Origin of the sequence: Dyella sp. RRB7 (assembly GCF_022761115.1) — a bacterium.
Taxonomy (GTDB): Bacteria; Pseudomonadota; Gammaproteobacteria; order Xanthomonadales; family Rhodanobacteraceae; genus Dyella.
The window spans coordinates 105,049-120,404 of the sequence record NZ_JAKWJS010000007.1; the positions used below are offsets into that span (position 1 = coordinate 105,049).

Consider the following 15,356-nt stretch of genomic DNA (forward strand, 5'->3'; position numbering starts at 1 on the left):
CGTCAAATAGGAGATTATGTGATCAAGAGCTACCGTACTACTTCGACATCGCGATTTGTAACGCTGTTGGTCGGCATTCCCGGGATTGCGTTGTGCTTCTGGGCTGGAACAAAAGCCGTTGGTCAGGCACCCGTCATCATTGCCTTCGCCTTCGTGGCGCTAGGAGTTGTTCTTGCCGTAAAAGTTCTGTTTGACTTGACGTTGCGAGTCGTGATGGATGCTCAATCAATAACTCGATCCTGGCAGTTCGGCAGCGCAGTTGTCCCCATCAAGGAAATTCATCGTCTCGCTTGGGGTGGTGCTCGTGGCGGACTGATATTGACTATCCACTACGGCACGAAGCGATTCATACAGATTTCGAGTAATTCGCTCGAGAAGAACGAGTTGCGCGCGATACACAACGATGTGCTCGCATCTATCGGGCTTGAAGGGACACAACTGATGCCCCGCTTCGCTGAATATGTTGGCTACGTTGATGTCGACGAGACTCTTAAGATGAAGGGATGACAATGTTCGCTGTCGACATAGAGCGAGCCTTTCCTGACCGGCGGTAATCGATACCCACGAAGGACGCGATATCGGCAGGCTTGTCTACAGTGAATTCATTCGCCACTTTGCCCGTTATTCGATGTCCGTGATCCGAGGCCACGGGCGGCTTGAACACCAGCGCTTGGTTGTCGCCTTCCTCCGGCGTGACATCCCACTCCCAAGCGGAAGTAAGTACGCTGAAACCGTTACGCTGCAGAAAACCGGTATCGATGAAAGGCGGCTTTTGGGTGGGATCGATCACATAGTTCAACATGCCAGTGACGCCACCACCTCGATTGACGACGTCGTAGAGCAGCGTGGAATCGATCGCGTTGACTGGCCTGACAAGCACGAAGTCCGTCGAGAATTCGACCAGGCCGCTAGCGTCACGCGGCGCCAGATTCAGATCAACGATTCGAAGGTTCGCTTTGTTATGCGGATCCAGCCGGAACCATGCGCGCCCGTGAATGACCTCATAGGTGCCCGCTCCGGGGAATACCCTGCCCTCCTGATAGGGCTTTCGGTCGATGACCTCGATATGGTCGACGGCAGCAAAGGTAGGGGGCGAAGCAAAGAATGCGAGTACCGACCACAATATCCAGCGTGAATACGACCATCGAGGCTCTCGATCTTTCCGACTCACGGACATTCCCTGTTTGACTGGCTATGCGAAGGCAAGGTATCCGCATCCTGCATCAAAACCCAGTCCCCTCGGTTCAGGTTTGTCATTCATTCCCGGTCGGGGCAGCGTCTTGTCGTAGGAGTGCGGTCAAGACAGTCTCGCGAGGTCCGCTTCCGACCTGGAGTGGACCTAAGACTCGGTCGCCCCGATGTAGCTGAGAAACATCCGGGCCAGTTCGCGCTCCAGAAACTGATCGTCGGTGGGGACTGGCGGCTGCAATTTTTCCGCGGTATCGCCGGCCAGCACGAGCTCTGCAAGCGTCGCCGAGACCATGAGGAAGGCCATGGTCAACGCTGACTTGGGGTGCGGGTGGCGCATATGCTTTTGATGGGTCATCAGCACATCCGATAAGTGTTCCACGGCGCCGTTTTCCAGTTGCACAGCTTTTCGTTTGAACGCCAGGTGGTCGCTGGCCCGCACAAATTGGCGTAGCGCCCGGATCAGCTTGGCGTTCTTTCGATAGCTCGCGAGCATGGTGCGCGTGATGCCCTCAATCAGCGCCTGGATGCTGCTTTGCTGTGCCACCTCCGTGGTGAACACTTTTTTCAGGTGCACCAGCTGATCTTCGAGGATACGAAGAATGCATCGCTCCATTAGCGCGTTCTTGTCGGGGAAACGCCGGTAGATTGCTCCCGGCGTAAGGCCCGCATATTCGGCGACGCGCGGAACGGTCGCGCCTTCCAGGCCGTATTGCCCAAGCACCTCCACGGTCGCTTTGATCAACTTCGTTTCGGATTCGCGACTGCGCGCCTGGCGCGGCGCAAGAGGTGTCTTGGCCATCGGTCATTCCTGGTCGGCCCGGGTAGTGGACATGGTAATGATGTAAATGTAAATTTGCATTTACATCAAAGAGGGGTGGGCCATGGATCTTGAGCACGCCGAAGCCGTTGGGATTCCCGCGAACAGCGCGCATCCGCTGCGGAACACCGCTTTTCGCCGCTGGCTAATGGGCAGCACCGTTTCACTGTTGGGAGATCAGTTCTACCTCGTCGCCTTGCCCTGGCTGGTGCTGGACAAGCTGGGTTCGGCGGCCACGCTAGGCAGCTTGATGATGGCCGGTGCGATTCCCCGCGCCGCGCTGCTGCTAGTCGGCGGAGTGATTGCTGACCGGTTTTCCGCGCGATGGATCATGCTGACGACCGCCGCCATTCGCACGCTTTGTGTGGCGCTGAGCGGTGTCCTTGCAGCACAAGGCCACCTGCATCTGGCACAGCTATACCTGCTGGTGGTGGTGTTTGGCATCGCCGATGCCTTCGCCATGCCAGCGCAATCGGCCTACCTGCCCTGGCTATTGCGCGGCAATCAATTGGTCGCCGGCACGGGGCTGAGCCAGGGGGCCGCGCAACTCACCTCCATCCTTGGGCCGATCCTTGCCGGTTTGGTCATTGCAAAGCTGGGCATTGCCTCTGCGTTCTACATCGATGCAGTGAGCTTTATTTTCGTGATCGCCGCCTTGCTGCGATTGCCGGATCCACCGAGGACGGTTTCACCCACTCATCCCCTCGAGGCCATGAAGCAGGGCATTTCCTATGTGCTTGCTGACGCACCGCTGCGCACCATGATGCTGCTCGCGATGGTGGTGAACCTGTGCGTGACCGGACCTTTGTCAGTAGGCATGGCGGATCTGGTGAAAACCCAGCTTGGCTCGGCGAGCGCCTATGGCGTGTTGCTGTCGGCTGCTGCTGTGGGCGCACTCGCCGGCGCCCTGCTGGCAGGCGTGTGGAAAGTTCAGCGGCGGGGCTTGCTGATACTCGCTGGCAGTGCGGTATTGGGCGTATGCCTTGCTGGAATCGGCCTGTGGCCCACGGGCGGTTACTGGCTGGCAGGCGTGCTTGCGTTGATCGGATGCGTGGCGGGGTTCGTCAACGTGCATATCGGCGCCTGGGTGATGCAGCGTATCGACCCGGCAGTGCGGGGGCGCGTATCCAGCGTGCTTATCCTGGGTTCGCTGGGCATGGCGCCACTTTCGATGGGTCTGGCAGGCCTTGCCTTGTTGGTGAATGTCTCGGCGCTGTTCCTGCTGGCTGGTGGCATCCTGATTTGTATCAGCGCGGTCGCAGCACAAGGCCCTTCGATAAGGAATATCTCCTGAGTACCCGAATTAACTTGGTGCTGGCGATATCCTTGCTGGTGTTCCGTAAAGTTTGCTTCCGACCTGGAGCGGACATCGCCCATTGGCTGGCCACATGCCTCCATGGCCGGACCTCGTTATGGCGTAAATTAGGCAAATTGAGCGGAATTTGAATCCGTTGCTGCGATCAGCTACACCATGCCGGCCGTGACTTGCGGCCGATCTCAGGCTGTTTGGACAGCGGTCGAGAAGCGTACTTGGACCACGTCAACTGGGAGCGAGCAGATGGAAGTACGGTCGATTCTCTTGTTGTCTCTATCCCTTCTGCTAATCGCCGACGCCGGGAAGGCTGCGTCAGCACCGCCAGTCGGACACGTCACCGGTGTCGGCGGGATATTTTTTAAGGCGAAGGATCCCAAGGCGCTCGCAGCGTGGTATCGCGAGGTCCTTGGAATGCCGGTAGAAGTATGGGGCGGTGCAGCCCTCCGCTACGATGCGCCAGGGCATCCTTCAGTACTGGCCTGGAATGCGTTTCCGGCTTCAACGAAGTATTTCGCGCCATCGACCGGCGAATTCATGATCGACTACGCCGTTGACGATATGGATGCCTTGCTTGCGCGGTTGCATGGCAAGGGCGTTGCTGTTCTCAAGCGCGACGACAACGACCCCAACGGACGCTTTGCTTGGATTTTGGATCCGGAGGGAAACAAGATCGAACTTTGGGAGCCCAAGCGCTAGGCATGATCGGCATTCCAAGCGATCTTTCGCTTTGGGATACGAAAAGCGGCAGCAAGGAACCGATGGATGGGGCCGCGTTCCCTGATTGGCTGGACTGCGCCGAGGCGGTCATGCTGCCGAAGCCACGCCGGATGACTATCGTGGTGCCGATATCTTGCTCGATGGTAACCCATGAAAGTTTGATGCTCCGGCCTGCTTCCGACCCAACGCGAAATTTGTTCAAGGCTGCGATTGACATCGCCGAACCAAAGTTCGAAACCGCATGCGCCAGCTGCGGCGCACGCGGTTTCGCACCGTGATCCGATAATTGAACAGCTTCGTCCTAGGCCGAAACGATACCGCGTGGCATCCGTTCACCACTGCCTCGCTTTCGCTCCGGAACCGTGCTTACACTTCCATGACCACCCGGCCATAAGGGCGGCTTTCGATCAGGTAGCGCAAGGCTTCGGGGGCGTGTTCCAACGGGAAGGTCTTGCTGATCTTGGGCTTGAGCGCGCCTTCACCCAGGTAACCGAAGATCGTACGCATGGCGGCACCAATGGTTTCCGGCGCGAAGGCACGGAAGCTGAAACCGTGCACGGACGAGGCCTTCCAGATGATGTCGGTGACATCAACGTCGACCTCGCGGCCGCCCGCGTAGCCAGCGATCACGAGGCTGCCGCCAAATGCCAGTGAGGCAAGGGCCTGACTCGTAAGCTTGCCGCTGACACCATCCACGACAGCGTCAACACCTTTGCCTTCGGTGATGCGCATGACGCCGTCCTTGAGGGTCTCCTTGGAAAGGTCGATGACATGCTCGTAGCCATCCGCACGCGCGAGCTCGACCTTTTCGGTGGTGCTCGCCGTGGAGATCACTTTGGACGCGCCCAGTCGGCGTGCAATCTGGATGGTTTCCATGCCCACGGCGCTGCCAATCGCTGGAGCGAGCACGGTCTGGCCTTCTTTGAACTTGGCCAGTTCGGTAAGCGCCAAGTAACCGGTCAAGTAACCGGCGCCCGCCAGAAACGCCGCGGCGTGCGCGTCATCCAGTTGAGCCGGCACGGGTATGAGGCCGCCTGCCGGAACGGCGACGAACTCTCGCCAAGTGCCGTCCACCGTCAAACCCAAGCCCTGGCCCGTAACGAAAACGCGATCGCCGGCATGGAACTGGGAACCGCCTGATTCGACAACGACGCCTACGCCGGTCTGGCCGCCAATGCGAGGCAGATTCTGGGGCGTGGCGAAATAGATGTGGCCGGAACGGAAGGTGTTGTCCAGTGGATTCACGCCGACCGCGCGCATGGCCACCAGGACCTCGCCCGCCTTGGGAACAGGGCGTTCCAGGTCGACCAGGCGGTTTTCCTCATAGCTTCCGTAGGACTGATATTGAATGGCTTTCATTGGGGATCTCGAAGACGGGTTCAGGGGTAAGGGCCAGCCCTAAGGTAAGGACGAGGCCCCAAAACTAGTTCAATAATGCAACCACATTTGAAGTATGCCCCTGCTCGGTTGCATAATGCAACTAGATTTTTGGTAGGACTTCTCATGCGCCGCATAAGCTTCGATAAATCCGCGTGTCCTATAGCCCGCAGCCTGGATGCGGTGGGGGACTGGTGGTCGCTGTTGATTGTTCGGGACGCCCTGGCTGGGGTCCGACGCTTTGGCGATTTTCAGAAGAGCCTCGGCCTGGCCAAAAACATCCTCACGCAGCGCCTCAGGCGTCTGGTGGAGTTGGGCATCATGGAAACGGTTCCTGCGTCCGACGGCAGCGCCTATCGCGAGTACGCTCTCACGCCCAAGGGGGAAGGGTTGCTGACCGTGATCGTGGCTTTGCGCCAATGGGGCGAGGAGACGTGTTTCGCGCGGGGCGAAAGCCACAAGTCGCTGCTTGAAGCCAAGACGGGACGCCCAGTGGCGCGCCTTCAAGTGACTTCGCAAGATGGCCGCCCATTACGCGCCGCCGACCTGCTACTCGGACGCCTGTCCTGCGACCAGCAGCCCCAAGGAGAGGCAAGCGACTTCTGATGATCGTATGGCGCCAGGGACGCGCGCTTGCTTCCGCCATCGGCGACACGCTCTTCTACCCAGGCGGCTCTACGGGCTGCATCAAAGTGATTCGCGACCCACGGCACCGTGCTGTCGCGCTTGATTTCTGGGTGGACGGAATGCCGTCGGCAAGGCGTAACGTTCGAGTATCACGACGATCGATGGGTTTGGACGAGCGGCGGCCCGTAAAAAGGTAGGGCCCCGTGACGTCCGCTTTCCATCCATGGCTTATCGTTGGGAAGCAGTGATCGGCGTCTGGCTTTGCGCGGGGTTGTTGGCCGGGCATGGGGCACGCAAGGTTCCTGGAAGCCGGTGCTTTAGGGGTTTTGCCCAGGAAATGCGCACAGTTGCATGACTCATCGTGCACGTCCGTCTAGCTACGAGGCGGCTGGTGCACATGACACCTATCCGCCTGACGACAGAGGTGTTTCCATGAGAAAACTCATCGTGTCTACGTTTGCCTCGCTTGACGGAATCATGCAAGCACCCGGCGGACCGGAAGAAGACCCTACCGGCGGTTTTGCCCTTGGCGGCTGGATGTTCGGCTACGCCGACGAAAGCATGGACATTTCAGCAGCAGGTTTCGACGGAAAGGATCGCGAGCTGGTGCTCGGGCGCAGGACATATCAGATATTCGAAGCGTACTGGCCTTATCAGCCGGTTGACCATCCGATTGCGAAGACGCTCAATGCGGCGAAGAAGTACGTTGCTTCGCGCACGTTGACGATGCTCCATTGGAACAACTCGATCCCTCTCCACGGCGATGTCGTCTCGGCCATCGTCACCCTCAAGGACCAACCGGGTCCCGACCTGCAGATAATCGGCAGCGGCAACTTGATTCAAGCGCTCCAGGCTTCCTCGCTGATCGACGAGTACAACGTGTGGACCTTTCCCGTGGTGCTTGGACGGGGCAAGCGCCTCTTCGGCGAGACCGCCAAGCCATCGGCGCTTCGGCTCGTTGGCTCCCGGGTTTCGACCGCAGGCGTTGTGATGAGCACCTATGTGCCAAGCGGCGATATCCATCCCGGTTCGTTCTCCAATGCCGAGCCGAGCGGGAAGGAGCTGGCCAGGCGCAAGAAGATGGCCGATGAGATGTGGTGATGTGAAGGAAAAGTGCCTGCCATCCATTCATTGAAGCCGGCGACGCTTCGCGGATAGGCTTAGCTCTAGCGTTGAATGCCGCGTCCGATCCCGCATGGATGCGCTAGATCCATCACCGGGGTGAGCCGCTTATGCATCCGACATGGTCCGTGCTGGTATTGATCCTTGCATCATTCGCCGCCGGCGTGCAGAACGCGTTGGCCGGGGGCGGGTCTTTCCTTACGTTTCCCGCGCTGCTGTTTGCTGGCCTTGATCCCCGCGCGGCGAATATCGCATCCACCATCGCACTGTTCCCAGGCCAGGTGACGACGGGCCTGGCGGGCCGCGCGCAGGTTTCGGGGGCCGAGGGCTTGTCCTTCCGCACGCTGCTTTGGATCAGCCTGGTCGGTGGCGCGCTTGGGGCGGTGTTATTGCTTGTCACGCCGGTCAGCGTGTTTACCAGGCTCGTGCCATATCTGGTGTTGTTCGCTACTGTCGTATTCGCCTGGGGCAGCTTTTTCAGAAAGCCGCCTAGCCATGGCGCCAAACCGGCGCTGGATCGACGCGCTGCCGCGGTCGTGCAGTTCTTCATCGCCATCTATGGTGGTTATTTCGGCGGCGGCATCGGCATCCTTATGTTGGCGGCGCTCACGGCGGCGGGCCTTGGCGTGCGCGTGGCCGGTGCCACCAAGAATGTCCTGGCGGCAGTGATGAATGCCTCGGCAGTGGTGATCTTCCTGGTGCAGGCTCGCATCCTTCCCTGGTCGTTGATCGCCTGCGTCGCCATTCCCGCGATCGTCGGCGGTCAGATAGGTGCCCACTTATTGCACCGGGTCAACGAGAAGGTGCTGCGCATCGCCATCGTCTGTATCGGTGTGGCGCTGACGGTGGGTTTGTTCGTGACGAATTGAACTTGCACCTTCGCTAGAACTTTGCCGAACCGGTACGGTCACATCCCCGTTGTTAAGCGCCCGATGGGCGTTGGACCCACCTCAGTTGAGCCAGTCATCGTCGACTGGTTTGGCGCGGGGTGCTGAAGGGGCGCGGTGGCAGACACGGTTTGCCGGCCGACCTGACGTTTACACACGGAGGTCGCGGGCATGCATGGTGACGGCGTCCTAGGCTACAAGCGCGGGAGGCCGGGCAACGCGCGCTTCCAAGATTCCCGGGCGAGGGAGTCCCCAGCGGCCCAGATCCTAAGGGGCGGGGTGGTGCTGGGTGTTGTAACCGTCCTGCATCTGTCACTCATGGTCTATTGGACGATACCGCCAGCACCGATCGCTGGAGCGCGCGCGCTGTTCACCGAGGACGACGCGGATGCACTGAAGGTGCGCTTCGTCGAAACACTCCCAAGCACCGCCATGCCAAAAGCTGCCAGCCATCCCCACCCTGCCGCGCGCGCAACGGCCACGATGTCGATAGGCGTTCCAACAACGCGATCTGCAGTTGTCGCCACAAAAGTCCCAGCCTCTGCCGAGCCTTTGGCAGTGGCGCCGGAAGAACGGCACGTGGATACCGAGGTCTTGGCGCCGAGATACGAGGGTCCTGCGACGCCTTACGGGAACCCCTTGCTCAGGGGAACGCAAACAGGAAACCTCACCGAGAATGTTTCACGTATTCCTGGCGGTCCCGACGAAGCACGTGTCGGCACCATCGCGCTCAAGGAGCCGCCGAGCGTCGCGCAGGTTATCGCGGGAACGGGCCACTACATGAACTGCAGCCAGGTCAGGATCGCCCGGTTTCTATCGGCCAGCGAGATGGATAGACGACGCATCACCAAGCAAGAGCTGGATCAGGCTTTTACCGAGTTTGGCTGCAAGTAGATCGCGGTGCTGCATGGACCTATGTGGATCGCCCGCTTGTCTAGGCTGAAGTCTCTGCCTTCGACCTGAAGCAAACGCCGAGGTAGATGAACATCGGCAGGTGTGCGCCGGCCGGTGCATCGGCCGAGAGTCCGTTGCTCTGTATGTCATCGGTGAAGGGCATGCGTTTCAAAACGCCGGAGGCCATTTGCCGTCACTGTTGCCACCATGCAGGCTCGGCCGGGATGTCCATGCATCGTGTCGACAGTCTGTCCCCGGGTGGCTCGCCCACCCGCGTTGTCGAGGCGTCTGGACTTCCAAACTGGCATGATGCCGGACGCCAGGCGAGCGTGTTGGGCAGCGACTGGTCGATCTTCCCCCCGCTGGCGCAGGATTTCGGCGGCAAGCCGGCCATGATTCTCGGCGCCGATCTGATCGGCCGCTATCGGCTGGCCTACGACCATCCGTCAACGATCCGGCGCAGATACCGACCCATGGCGTCGCTGCCTGCCCCGCAGCGTAAGGCGCAAACCCCTGCTCGAAAGCAAGACTTTCCCTGAACCGGCGGCAGGCTTTGCTTCGAAGCCCATGGCACCCATCTTGCTGTAACTTGAGCGATAGCCGTCCGATTTCCGCGCCCTGGGGCCTGCATGCCTATACCGTTCGCCAAGCAGCAGCGAGCCGACGATGCGAGTCATCGACGTGAGTACATGCACTATCTGGCCCAGCGCATGGCTCCGGCGATCCATGCGCTGACGTGGCTGGCGGTGTTCGCCTATCTGCTGGCGGCCGGAGGACGCGCGCTTGTCAGTCCTTCGCCGGTGCCCCTGCTGCTACGCCTGGCCCCCACCGTACCGCTGGCCCTGTTGGCCCTGGTTGCCCGCCACGAAAAGCGGCCTGTACCGCTCAGCCTGTTGGCGTTGTCGTGCGTGCTGCTGTTGGAGATTGGCGTCAATTTGAACGGCATTGGACAAGTGCCGGGTCAGCGGCTGGTACTGCCTGGCCTGTTGTTGCCCGTGGCGTCATCCGTCATCTGGTTGGGGCGCTGGGATTTCATCGCCGCGATGGTGCTGTGCGCACTCGGTCCATTGCCGATGCTGCTGTTGGGCGCGGCCAACGGCTTGCCGGTGTTCCAGTATGCCGTCTACATGACCATCGCCATTTCCGTGGCCGCGGTGTTGCGCGCTTTCATGACACGCACGCTGTTCGAACAATTCCGGCTGGAAAAGCAATTGCGGGCGCAAGCCCATACCGATGGGTTGACCGGGCTGTTGCAGCGCAACCGCTTTCTTGAACTGGCGCGTTACGCGTTGAGTGACATCTACCTCCAGCGGATGCCGGCGGCCATGCTCTATCTGGATGCCGACCACTTCAAGCAGCTCAACGATGAGTTCGGTCACGCCGCGGGCGATGACGTACTGACCAAACTGGCCGATGGCCTGCGCAAGCACATGCGCGAGTCGGACCTGATCGGCCGGGTCGGCGGCGAAGAATTCGCCGTGCTGCTGCCTGGCCTCAACCTTGCGCTGGCGCACGCCCGGGCAGAGCAGCTACGCCAGGCCATGCGCACGGTTCACCGACCGGATCGGTCCTTGACCATCAGCATAGGCATCGCCCCATGCAACCGGCACGGCGAATCGATTGAGAGCCTGATGTCGCGCGCCGATAAGGCGATGCGCCAGGCCAAGATCAACGGTCGCAACCAGGTGGTGATCGATGATTCCATGGCATAGCTGCACGGGGTAATCCATCCAGATCGGTCGCGGTACATGCAGGCGCCTTGAAGTTCCAATAGCGGTGTCGCCCCACGCTGGCCCGGTGGCATCTGTGCTTGGCGCCCATGCCGGATCGAACAGTGTCTTCGCGGGTGGTATCGCGGCGAAGGTCGGATTTCTTCTGGCCATAAACACCCACGTTGAATACATCAGGCGCGGCATGCGCCTGTTGTCCTGTTTCTGGGGCACGACCGACCCACATCGAGTGTCCAGGTGGGCGGCTGGCGTCGCAATCCGAAGCGGAACGGGCGATCATCTCCCGCATCGGGCTCATCTTTGATGGAGGCGGCGTGCGAGTGCCATGGCGGATGTTTATCGCGTTGATCCTGCTGGTCGCAAAATGCTCGTTTGCCATAGGCTGTGGGCTCCCCGCCAGCAGCGCGACCATCGAGGTACCGGGACACCCTTTTGCCGCTGTTTCCAGTCCGGACGACTGCTGGCTGTTTGTCTCCCTGAGTGTCGGCAACGAGAAGGGAGCGTTGGGCGTACTCAAGAACACGGGTGACGGCTTTGCGCTCGACTATGTTGTTCCGCTGGCCGGCCCGGCCTTCGGCGAATCCATATCGCCAGGCGGGGATATCTTGGCTGTCACCGAAGGGGCGACGGTCGAAGTGTTTGAGGTTGGGAAACTGGTTCGCCATGAGTCGCATCCTGTCACGGCGAGGCTCCAGGAGGGACGCGATGCCGGCGCTATCTACGCGAGCATGAGTCCAGACGGCAAGCTATTGTTTGTAAGCGATGAATACGCCAAGCGGGTGAGCATCTTTGACTTGGCCAAAGTGCGGGAGGGGCCAGGGGATGGTTCGTCCCTGGTTGGCCGGATTCCCGCCGGCATCGCGCCTGTCGGGCTTGCAACGTCGCCCGATGGCAAGTGGTTGTACGTGACGAGCGAAGTGGGCCCGCCGGTGCCGGGTGGCAAATCGTGCAAGCCGGAGGGAAAGGATGGGCGGTCTCATCCGGAGGGGCTCTTGTTGCGCGTCAACGTGGAGATGGCGGTATCCGACCCGGCCCATGCGATCACGGGTGTACTACCGGTAGGGTGCAATCCCGTCAGGGTTGCGGTCAGTCCATCAGGCAAGGATCTATGGGTATCGGCCCGAGGCGACGACTCGCTGCTCCGGCTTCAGCCGGCGGATTGGACGGCCGATGGCGCTCATCTCAAACTCAAGGTCTACCCGGTTGGGCCAAACCCCATAGGCATCGCTGTGCGTGGAGACGACTCCCAGGTCTGGGTGGCGGTTTCGGATCGGTTCGGAAAGAGGGGGCGAGGCGTCTTGGCCGGGCTTGCGTATCAACCCGGGGATGTGAGCAACCATGAGGTCAAGCTCATGAAAACGGATAACCTTGAGTATCCGAGGGAGGTCGCGTTCTTTCACGACAACCGCACGCTGGCCGTTACATTGTTCGATGCGAATCGGGTGGCCATCGTTCGTACGCCGGACTGAAGGACGTGATTGATTCAAGAGGCTGAAGCGAAAGGCCGGCTTCGGGTCTGAAGCAGCCGCGTCCGCTTTCGATCCAAGGTCTGCGGGCTTGAGTCAGCATCCGTCGCGTCGGACTGGCCGCTTCACCTTTTCGCATGGAATACAGGGACAGGTATGGCTTGCGGGGTTGCTTTGGCTGGTTTCGTATTCCTGAGCCTGGCCTGCGCCTGTGACGCAGGCCAGGCAGACAAGCCGGTCATCATTACGTTGGATGGCCCACCCTTGGCGCCAAGGCACCAGGTGATCACCCAGGACATCACCTGTACCGACGATGGTCGATCATTGCATCACCTTGCCCGCCGGCATACGCGTGGCTTCTCAGGCCACAAGCAAGGAGCAGTTGGATCGCCGTTTCCGTGGCTACTCGGACTGGTCGGTCATCAGCGATCGCATGAGGCCCAGCGACGATATCTACGCATACGACAACATGATCCACCCGCCGCCAGGCGTCACCGACTTCGCCGGCCATGGCGGCGGTTTCGTGGTGCTTCGAGGGTGGTGTCTGGTCGGCCGGATTCACACCTGGGTGGAATAATCTTGATGTCCGCTTTTGAAACACGGCGACCATGGTCTGCCATGCGGGCCAGCCGCCGCTTTGCATGATTGGATGGAGAACAAGGTGATCAGGGCGATCTTCTTCGACTACGACGGTGTACTTACGACCGACAAGAGCGGCTCGCTGACAACGTACCGATATTTGAGCAAGGCGAGCGGGATCGCACTATCGGCAATCAGCGCGGCCATTAGCCCTTACGAAGACGACCTGCTCATGGGCAGGTCGAGTCATGCCCAAGTCTGGCGCAAGGCTTGTGAGCCCCTGGGCAAGGCATTGGACATCAGCTTGCTTGCCGCGGCGTTCGAAAGCACGCCGTTGAACACAAGCATGTTTTCATTGGCCGGAAGGCTGAGAACCCATTATTCGGTCGGGATCATCACGGATAACAAGAAAGACCGGATGGACCACCTCAGAAAGCACCAGGGATTGGATTCCCTGTTCAGCCCCATCGTGGTCTCCGCGGAAGTGGGTAGCGGGAAGCGTGGCCAGGAAATATTTCTGCACGCGACATCCTGTGCAGGTGTCGAGCCTGATGAAAGCATCTTCATCGACAACAGCGAGGCCAACCTCGTGGTGGCACGCGCTTTAGGCATGCATGTCATCTTTCACGATGATGAAAAGAATGACGTCGGCTCGCTGAAGGAGCGGCTGGAGTTGCTAGGTGCATGCATCGATGGCTGATAGACCATGAGTCTGTGGGCGTCGAATGCTCGCTTTTGCCCCCGGACGGACGCCATGCAAACAGCAATGTGCGGGATATTTGCCAGGTGGATATGATCCATTGCGTTATTACAGTAAACGCACTTTGCGGCCACGGCATACAGGGAGGATGGTGATGGGGATACTGCGGTTTTTCTTCATGGGAATCGGCGTTTTGCTCGCAGGCCAGGCCTGGGCCGATGACTGCCATCTGAAGGATTACGGCACGTTGCCTGTGGAAATGATCGGTAGCCAAGCCACCACCATGGTAAAGATCAACGGCAACGATACGCGCTTCATTATCGATACCGGCGCCTTTTTCAATACCATGTCGAGCGCCAATGCATCGTCACTCGGCCTCAAGCTGGAGCCCGCGCCCTTTGGTTTTCGCATCAGCGGTGTTGGCGGTGTCGCGAATGTGCAACAGGCGCACGTCAAGGCGTTCGGCATCCTCGGGGCGACGCTCGATAATGTTGATTTCATCGTCGGCGGCACCGATACCGGCGCTGGACTGCTTGGCGCCAACCTGCTCGATCTGGTGGATCTGGAAATCGATCTGGCGCACGGCAAAATGACCCTGTTCAAAGCGGATCACTGCGATAAAACGTCGCTGGCGTATTGGGTAAAGGATGACAAGTACAACGTCGCCGATATTGAACCGTCCGGCAACCGGTTCGACCGGCGCACGTTTTTCAATGTGACGATCAACGGCAAGAAGGTGCGAGCGGTACTCGATTCGGGAGCATCCGCCACCGTGCTGAGCCGTGACGCCGCCGAGCGAGCCGGCATCGACCTCAATGCGCCCGATGTCAAAGCCGGTAGTAGCAGCATCGGCATTGGCGCAAAGCCGGTCAAGACCTGGACGGTGAACATTGATTCGTTCTCGGTCGGCACGGAAACGATCCAGCACAGCCAGATGCAGGTGATTGACGGAAGAATAGGCGACAACACCGACATGCTGCTCGGCGTGGATTTTCTCCTTGCCCATCGTATGTTCATTGCCAACAGCAAGAAGAAAGCCTATTTCACCTATAACGGCGGGCGCGTGTTTACCTTCGCGGCAGCACCGGGCGATAGCGACAAATCCGCTGCCGCCGCTGCAGACGAGAATGGCCCTGGACCCAAGACCGCCGGCGACTATGCTTTATCAGGCCAGGCGCATTTGTCGCGCGGCGAACCCAAGGCAGCCATAGCCGATCTGAACGAGGCGATCCGTATAGCGCCTGATCAGGCGGCCTACTATGTCGCCCGTGCAGGGGCCTATGAGGCGGACAAACAGTCCGACGCCGCGCTTACCGATCTGGACAAGTCCTTGAGCCTGGATCCGAAGAACGTCGACGCATTGCTGATGCGCGCCGAACTTCATCTCGCGCACAAGGACCGCACGGGTGCCGCATCCGATGTGGCGGCAGCAAGCACTGTCGCGCCCGCAGGATCAGCACAGGCGCGTTTGCTCGCCGCCCTTTACATCCGGCTCGATCAGCCTGCTGCGGCGTTGCCCCTGCTCGACGATTGGATTCGCCTGCACAGTGATGATGCCATGCTTGGTTACGTGCTCAACCAGCGCTGCTGGGCGCGCAGCCTGAGCAATCAGATGCTCGACGAGGCCTTGAAGGATTGCCTCAAGGCGATCAAGCGCGATGGCGAAAACGCGTCCTACCTCGACAGCTTGGGTTTGGTCGAGTTGCGGCTGGGACATTATCCGGAGTCGATCAAGGCATACGGGAAGGCCGTTGCGCAAAATCCGCGTTCCGCCTGGTCGCGCTATGGCCTTGGCTTGGCGAAAATCCGCAGTGGCCAGACAGATGCAGGCAATGCCGACCTGGTGGCCGCGCGTGCACTTGATTCGAAAATCGAAACGCGCGCCGCCAAATATGGCTTGGTTGCAGCAGGGCCATAGGGCGAATGCCACTCGC

Annotated in this window: 17 protein-coding genes; 14 read left to right on the forward strand and 3 right to left on the reverse strand. The window is 60.0% G+C overall.

Annotated features, from left to right (window positions below; genetic code table 11):
* Window positions 1-18 precede the first annotated feature (18 nt).
* Window positions 19-507, forward strand: coding sequence for a hypothetical protein (locus MJ606_RS15560; protein WP_243050459.1), 489 nt, complete (start codon window positions 19-21; stop codon window positions 505-507).
* Here MJ606_RS15560 and MJ606_RS15565 read toward each other — a convergent pair.
* Together MJ606_RS15565 and MJ606_RS15570 are read right to left on the reverse strand one after the other, a co-directional pair.
* Window positions 491-1,171, reverse strand: a complete 681-nt coding sequence (locus MJ606_RS15565; protein WP_243050460.1) for a hypothetical protein — start codon at window positions 1,169-1,171, stop codon at window positions 491-493. The two genes, MJ606_RS15560 and MJ606_RS15565, sit on opposite strands and share 17 nt — an antisense overlap.
* A 168-nt stretch (window positions 1,172-1,339) precedes the next feature.
* Entirely contained in the window at window positions 1,340-1,990 is a 651-nt protein-coding gene (locus tag MJ606_RS15570) for a TetR/AcrR family transcriptional regulator (RefSeq protein ID WP_243050461.1), read from the reverse strand.
* Window positions 1,991-2,072: 82 nt separating this feature from the next.
* Here MJ606_RS15570 and MJ606_RS15575 point away from each other — a divergent pair, with 82 nt between their 5' ends.
* The 3 genes from MJ606_RS15575 to MJ606_RS15585 all read left to right on the forward strand — a co-directional run bounded on the left by MJ606_RS15575 (window position 2,073) and on the right by MJ606_RS15585 (window position 4,318).
* Window positions 2,073-3,302: an MFS transporter gene (locus tag MJ606_RS15575; RefSeq protein ID WP_243050462.1), complete on the forward strand. Its 1,230-nt coding sequence runs from the start codon at window positions 2,073-2,075 to the stop codon at window positions 3,300-3,302.
* A 264-nt stretch (window positions 3,303-3,566) separates the two neighbouring features.
* Entirely contained in the window at window positions 3,567-4,019 is a 453-nt protein-coding gene (locus MJ606_RS15580; RefSeq protein ID WP_243050463.1) for a VOC family protein, read from the forward strand.
* A 2-nt stretch (window positions 4,020-4,021) separates the two neighbouring features.
* On the forward strand, window positions 4,022-4,318 hold the full coding sequence (locus tag MJ606_RS15585) for a hypothetical protein (RefSeq protein ID WP_243050464.1): 297 nt from the start codon (window positions 4,022-4,024) through the stop codon (window positions 4,316-4,318).
* A gap of 88 nt (window positions 4,319-4,406) precedes the next feature.
* Here MJ606_RS15585 and MJ606_RS15590 read toward each other — a convergent pair whose 3' ends face one another.
* Complete coding sequence (locus tag MJ606_RS15590) at window positions 4,407-5,399, reverse strand: zinc-binding dehydrogenase (RefSeq protein ID WP_243050465.1); 993 nt, start codon at window positions 5,397-5,399, stop codon at window positions 4,407-4,409.
* A gap of 144 nt (window positions 5,400-5,543) precedes the next feature.
* On the opposite strand from MJ606_RS15590, the gene MJ606_RS15595 reads away from it, so the two are divergent.
* The 10 genes from MJ606_RS15595 to MJ606_RS15640 all read left to right on the forward strand — a co-directional run bounded on the left by MJ606_RS15595 (window position 5,544) and on the right by MJ606_RS15640 (window position 15,340).
* On the forward strand, window positions 5,544-6,023 hold the full coding sequence (locus MJ606_RS15595; protein ID WP_243050466.1) for a helix-turn-helix domain-containing protein: 480 nt from the start codon (window positions 5,544-5,546) through the stop codon (window positions 6,021-6,023).
* A gap of 453 nt (window positions 6,024-6,476) precedes the next feature.
* Window positions 6,477-7,145 (forward strand): dihydrofolate reductase family protein, encoded by a 669-nt coding sequence (locus MJ606_RS15600; protein ID WP_243050467.1) that lies wholly within the window; start codon window positions 6,477-6,479, stop codon window positions 7,143-7,145.
* A 149-nt stretch (window positions 7,146-7,294) separates the two neighbouring features.
* A complete protein-coding gene (locus MJ606_RS15605; protein WP_243050468.1) occupies window positions 7,295-8,035 on the forward strand; it encodes a sulfite exporter TauE/SafE family protein in 741 nt (246 codons plus the stop codon).
* Between the two features lie 300 nt (window positions 8,036-8,335).
* Window positions 8,336-8,947, forward strand: a complete 612-nt coding sequence (locus MJ606_RS15610; protein WP_243050469.1) for a hypothetical protein — start codon at window positions 8,336-8,338, stop codon at window positions 8,945-8,947.
* Window positions 8,948-9,108: 161 nt separating this feature from the next.
* Window positions 9,109-9,486, forward strand: a complete 378-nt coding sequence (locus MJ606_RS15615; RefSeq protein ID WP_243050470.1) for a hypothetical protein — start codon at window positions 9,109-9,111, stop codon at window positions 9,484-9,486.
* 90 nt (window positions 9,487-9,576) lie between these two features.
* The gene (locus MJ606_RS15620; protein ID WP_243050471.1) at window positions 9,577-10,659 is read left to right on the forward strand and encodes a GGDEF domain-containing protein; all 1,083 of its coding nucleotides are present in this window, start codon (window positions 9,577-9,579) and stop codon (window positions 10,657-10,659) included.
* 350 nt (window positions 10,660-11,009) lie between these two features.
* On the forward strand, window positions 11,010-12,146 hold the full coding sequence (locus tag MJ606_RS15625; RefSeq protein ID WP_243050472.1) for a hypothetical protein: 1,137 nt from the start codon (window positions 11,010-11,012) through the stop codon (window positions 12,144-12,146).
* A gap of 310 nt (window positions 12,147-12,456) precedes the next feature.
* Window positions 12,457-12,720, forward strand: coding sequence for a hypothetical protein (locus MJ606_RS15630; RefSeq protein WP_243050473.1), 264 nt, complete (start codon window positions 12,457-12,459; stop codon window positions 12,718-12,720).
* Between the two features lie 72 nt (window positions 12,721-12,792).
* Window positions 12,793-13,422: an HAD-IA family hydrolase gene (locus MJ606_RS15635; protein ID WP_243050474.1), complete on the forward strand. Its 630-nt coding sequence runs from the start codon at window positions 12,793-12,795 to the stop codon at window positions 13,420-13,422.
* 154 nt (window positions 13,423-13,576) lie between these two features.
* Entirely contained in the window at window positions 13,577-15,340 is a 1,764-nt protein-coding gene (locus MJ606_RS15640) for an aspartyl protease family protein (protein WP_243050475.1), read from the forward strand.
* Window positions 15,341-15,356 lie beyond the last annotated feature (16 nt).

Bases quoted from the DNA above. Each gene is read 5' to 3' on its own strand.
- MJ606_RS15580 (WP_243050463.1), top strand. From the start codon at position 3,567: ATGGAAGTACGGTCGATTCTCTTGTTGTCTCTATCCCTTCTGCTAATC.
- MJ606_RS15620 (WP_243050471.1), top strand. From the start codon at position 9,577: ATGCCTATACCGTTCGCCAAGCAGCAGCGAGCCGACGATGCGAGTCAT.
- MJ606_RS15575 (WP_243050462.1), top strand. From the start codon at position 2,073: ATGGATCTTGAGCACGCCGAAGCCGTTGGGATTCCCGCGAACAGCGCG.
- MJ606_RS15625 (WP_243050472.1), top strand. From the start codon at position 11,010: ATGTTTATCGCGTTGATCCTGCTGGTCGCAAAATGCTCGTTTGCCATA.
- MJ606_RS15570 (WP_243050461.1), bottom strand. From the start codon at position 1,990: ATGGCCAAGACACCTCTTGCGCCGCGCCAGGCGCGCAGTCGCGAATCC.
- MJ606_RS15590 (WP_243050465.1), bottom strand. From the start codon at position 5,399: ATGAAAGCCATTCAATATCAGTCCTACGGAAGCTATGAGGAAAACCGC.
- MJ606_RS15630 (WP_243050473.1), top strand. From the start codon at position 12,457: ATGGTCGATCATTGCATCACCTTGCCCGCCGGCATACGCGTGGCTTCT.
- MJ606_RS15595 (WP_243050466.1), top strand. From the start codon at position 5,544: ATGCGCCGCATAAGCTTCGATAAATCCGCGTGTCCTATAGCCCGCAGC.
- MJ606_RS15585 (WP_243050464.1), top strand. From the start codon at position 4,022: ATGATCGGCATTCCAAGCGATCTTTCGCTTTGGGATACGAAAAGCGGC.
- MJ606_RS15640 (WP_243050475.1), top strand. From the start codon at position 13,577: ATGGGGATACTGCGGTTTTTCTTCATGGGAATCGGCGTTTTGCTCGCA.
- MJ606_RS15615 (WP_243050470.1), top strand. From the start codon at position 9,109: ATGCGTTTCAAAACGCCGGAGGCCATTTGCCGTCACTGTTGCCACCAT.
- MJ606_RS15600 (WP_243050467.1), top strand. From the start codon at position 6,477: ATGAGAAAACTCATCGTGTCTACGTTTGCCTCGCTTGACGGAATCATG.
- MJ606_RS15635 (WP_243050474.1), top strand. From the start codon at position 12,793: ATGGAGAACAAGGTGATCAGGGCGATCTTCTTCGACTACGACGGTGTA.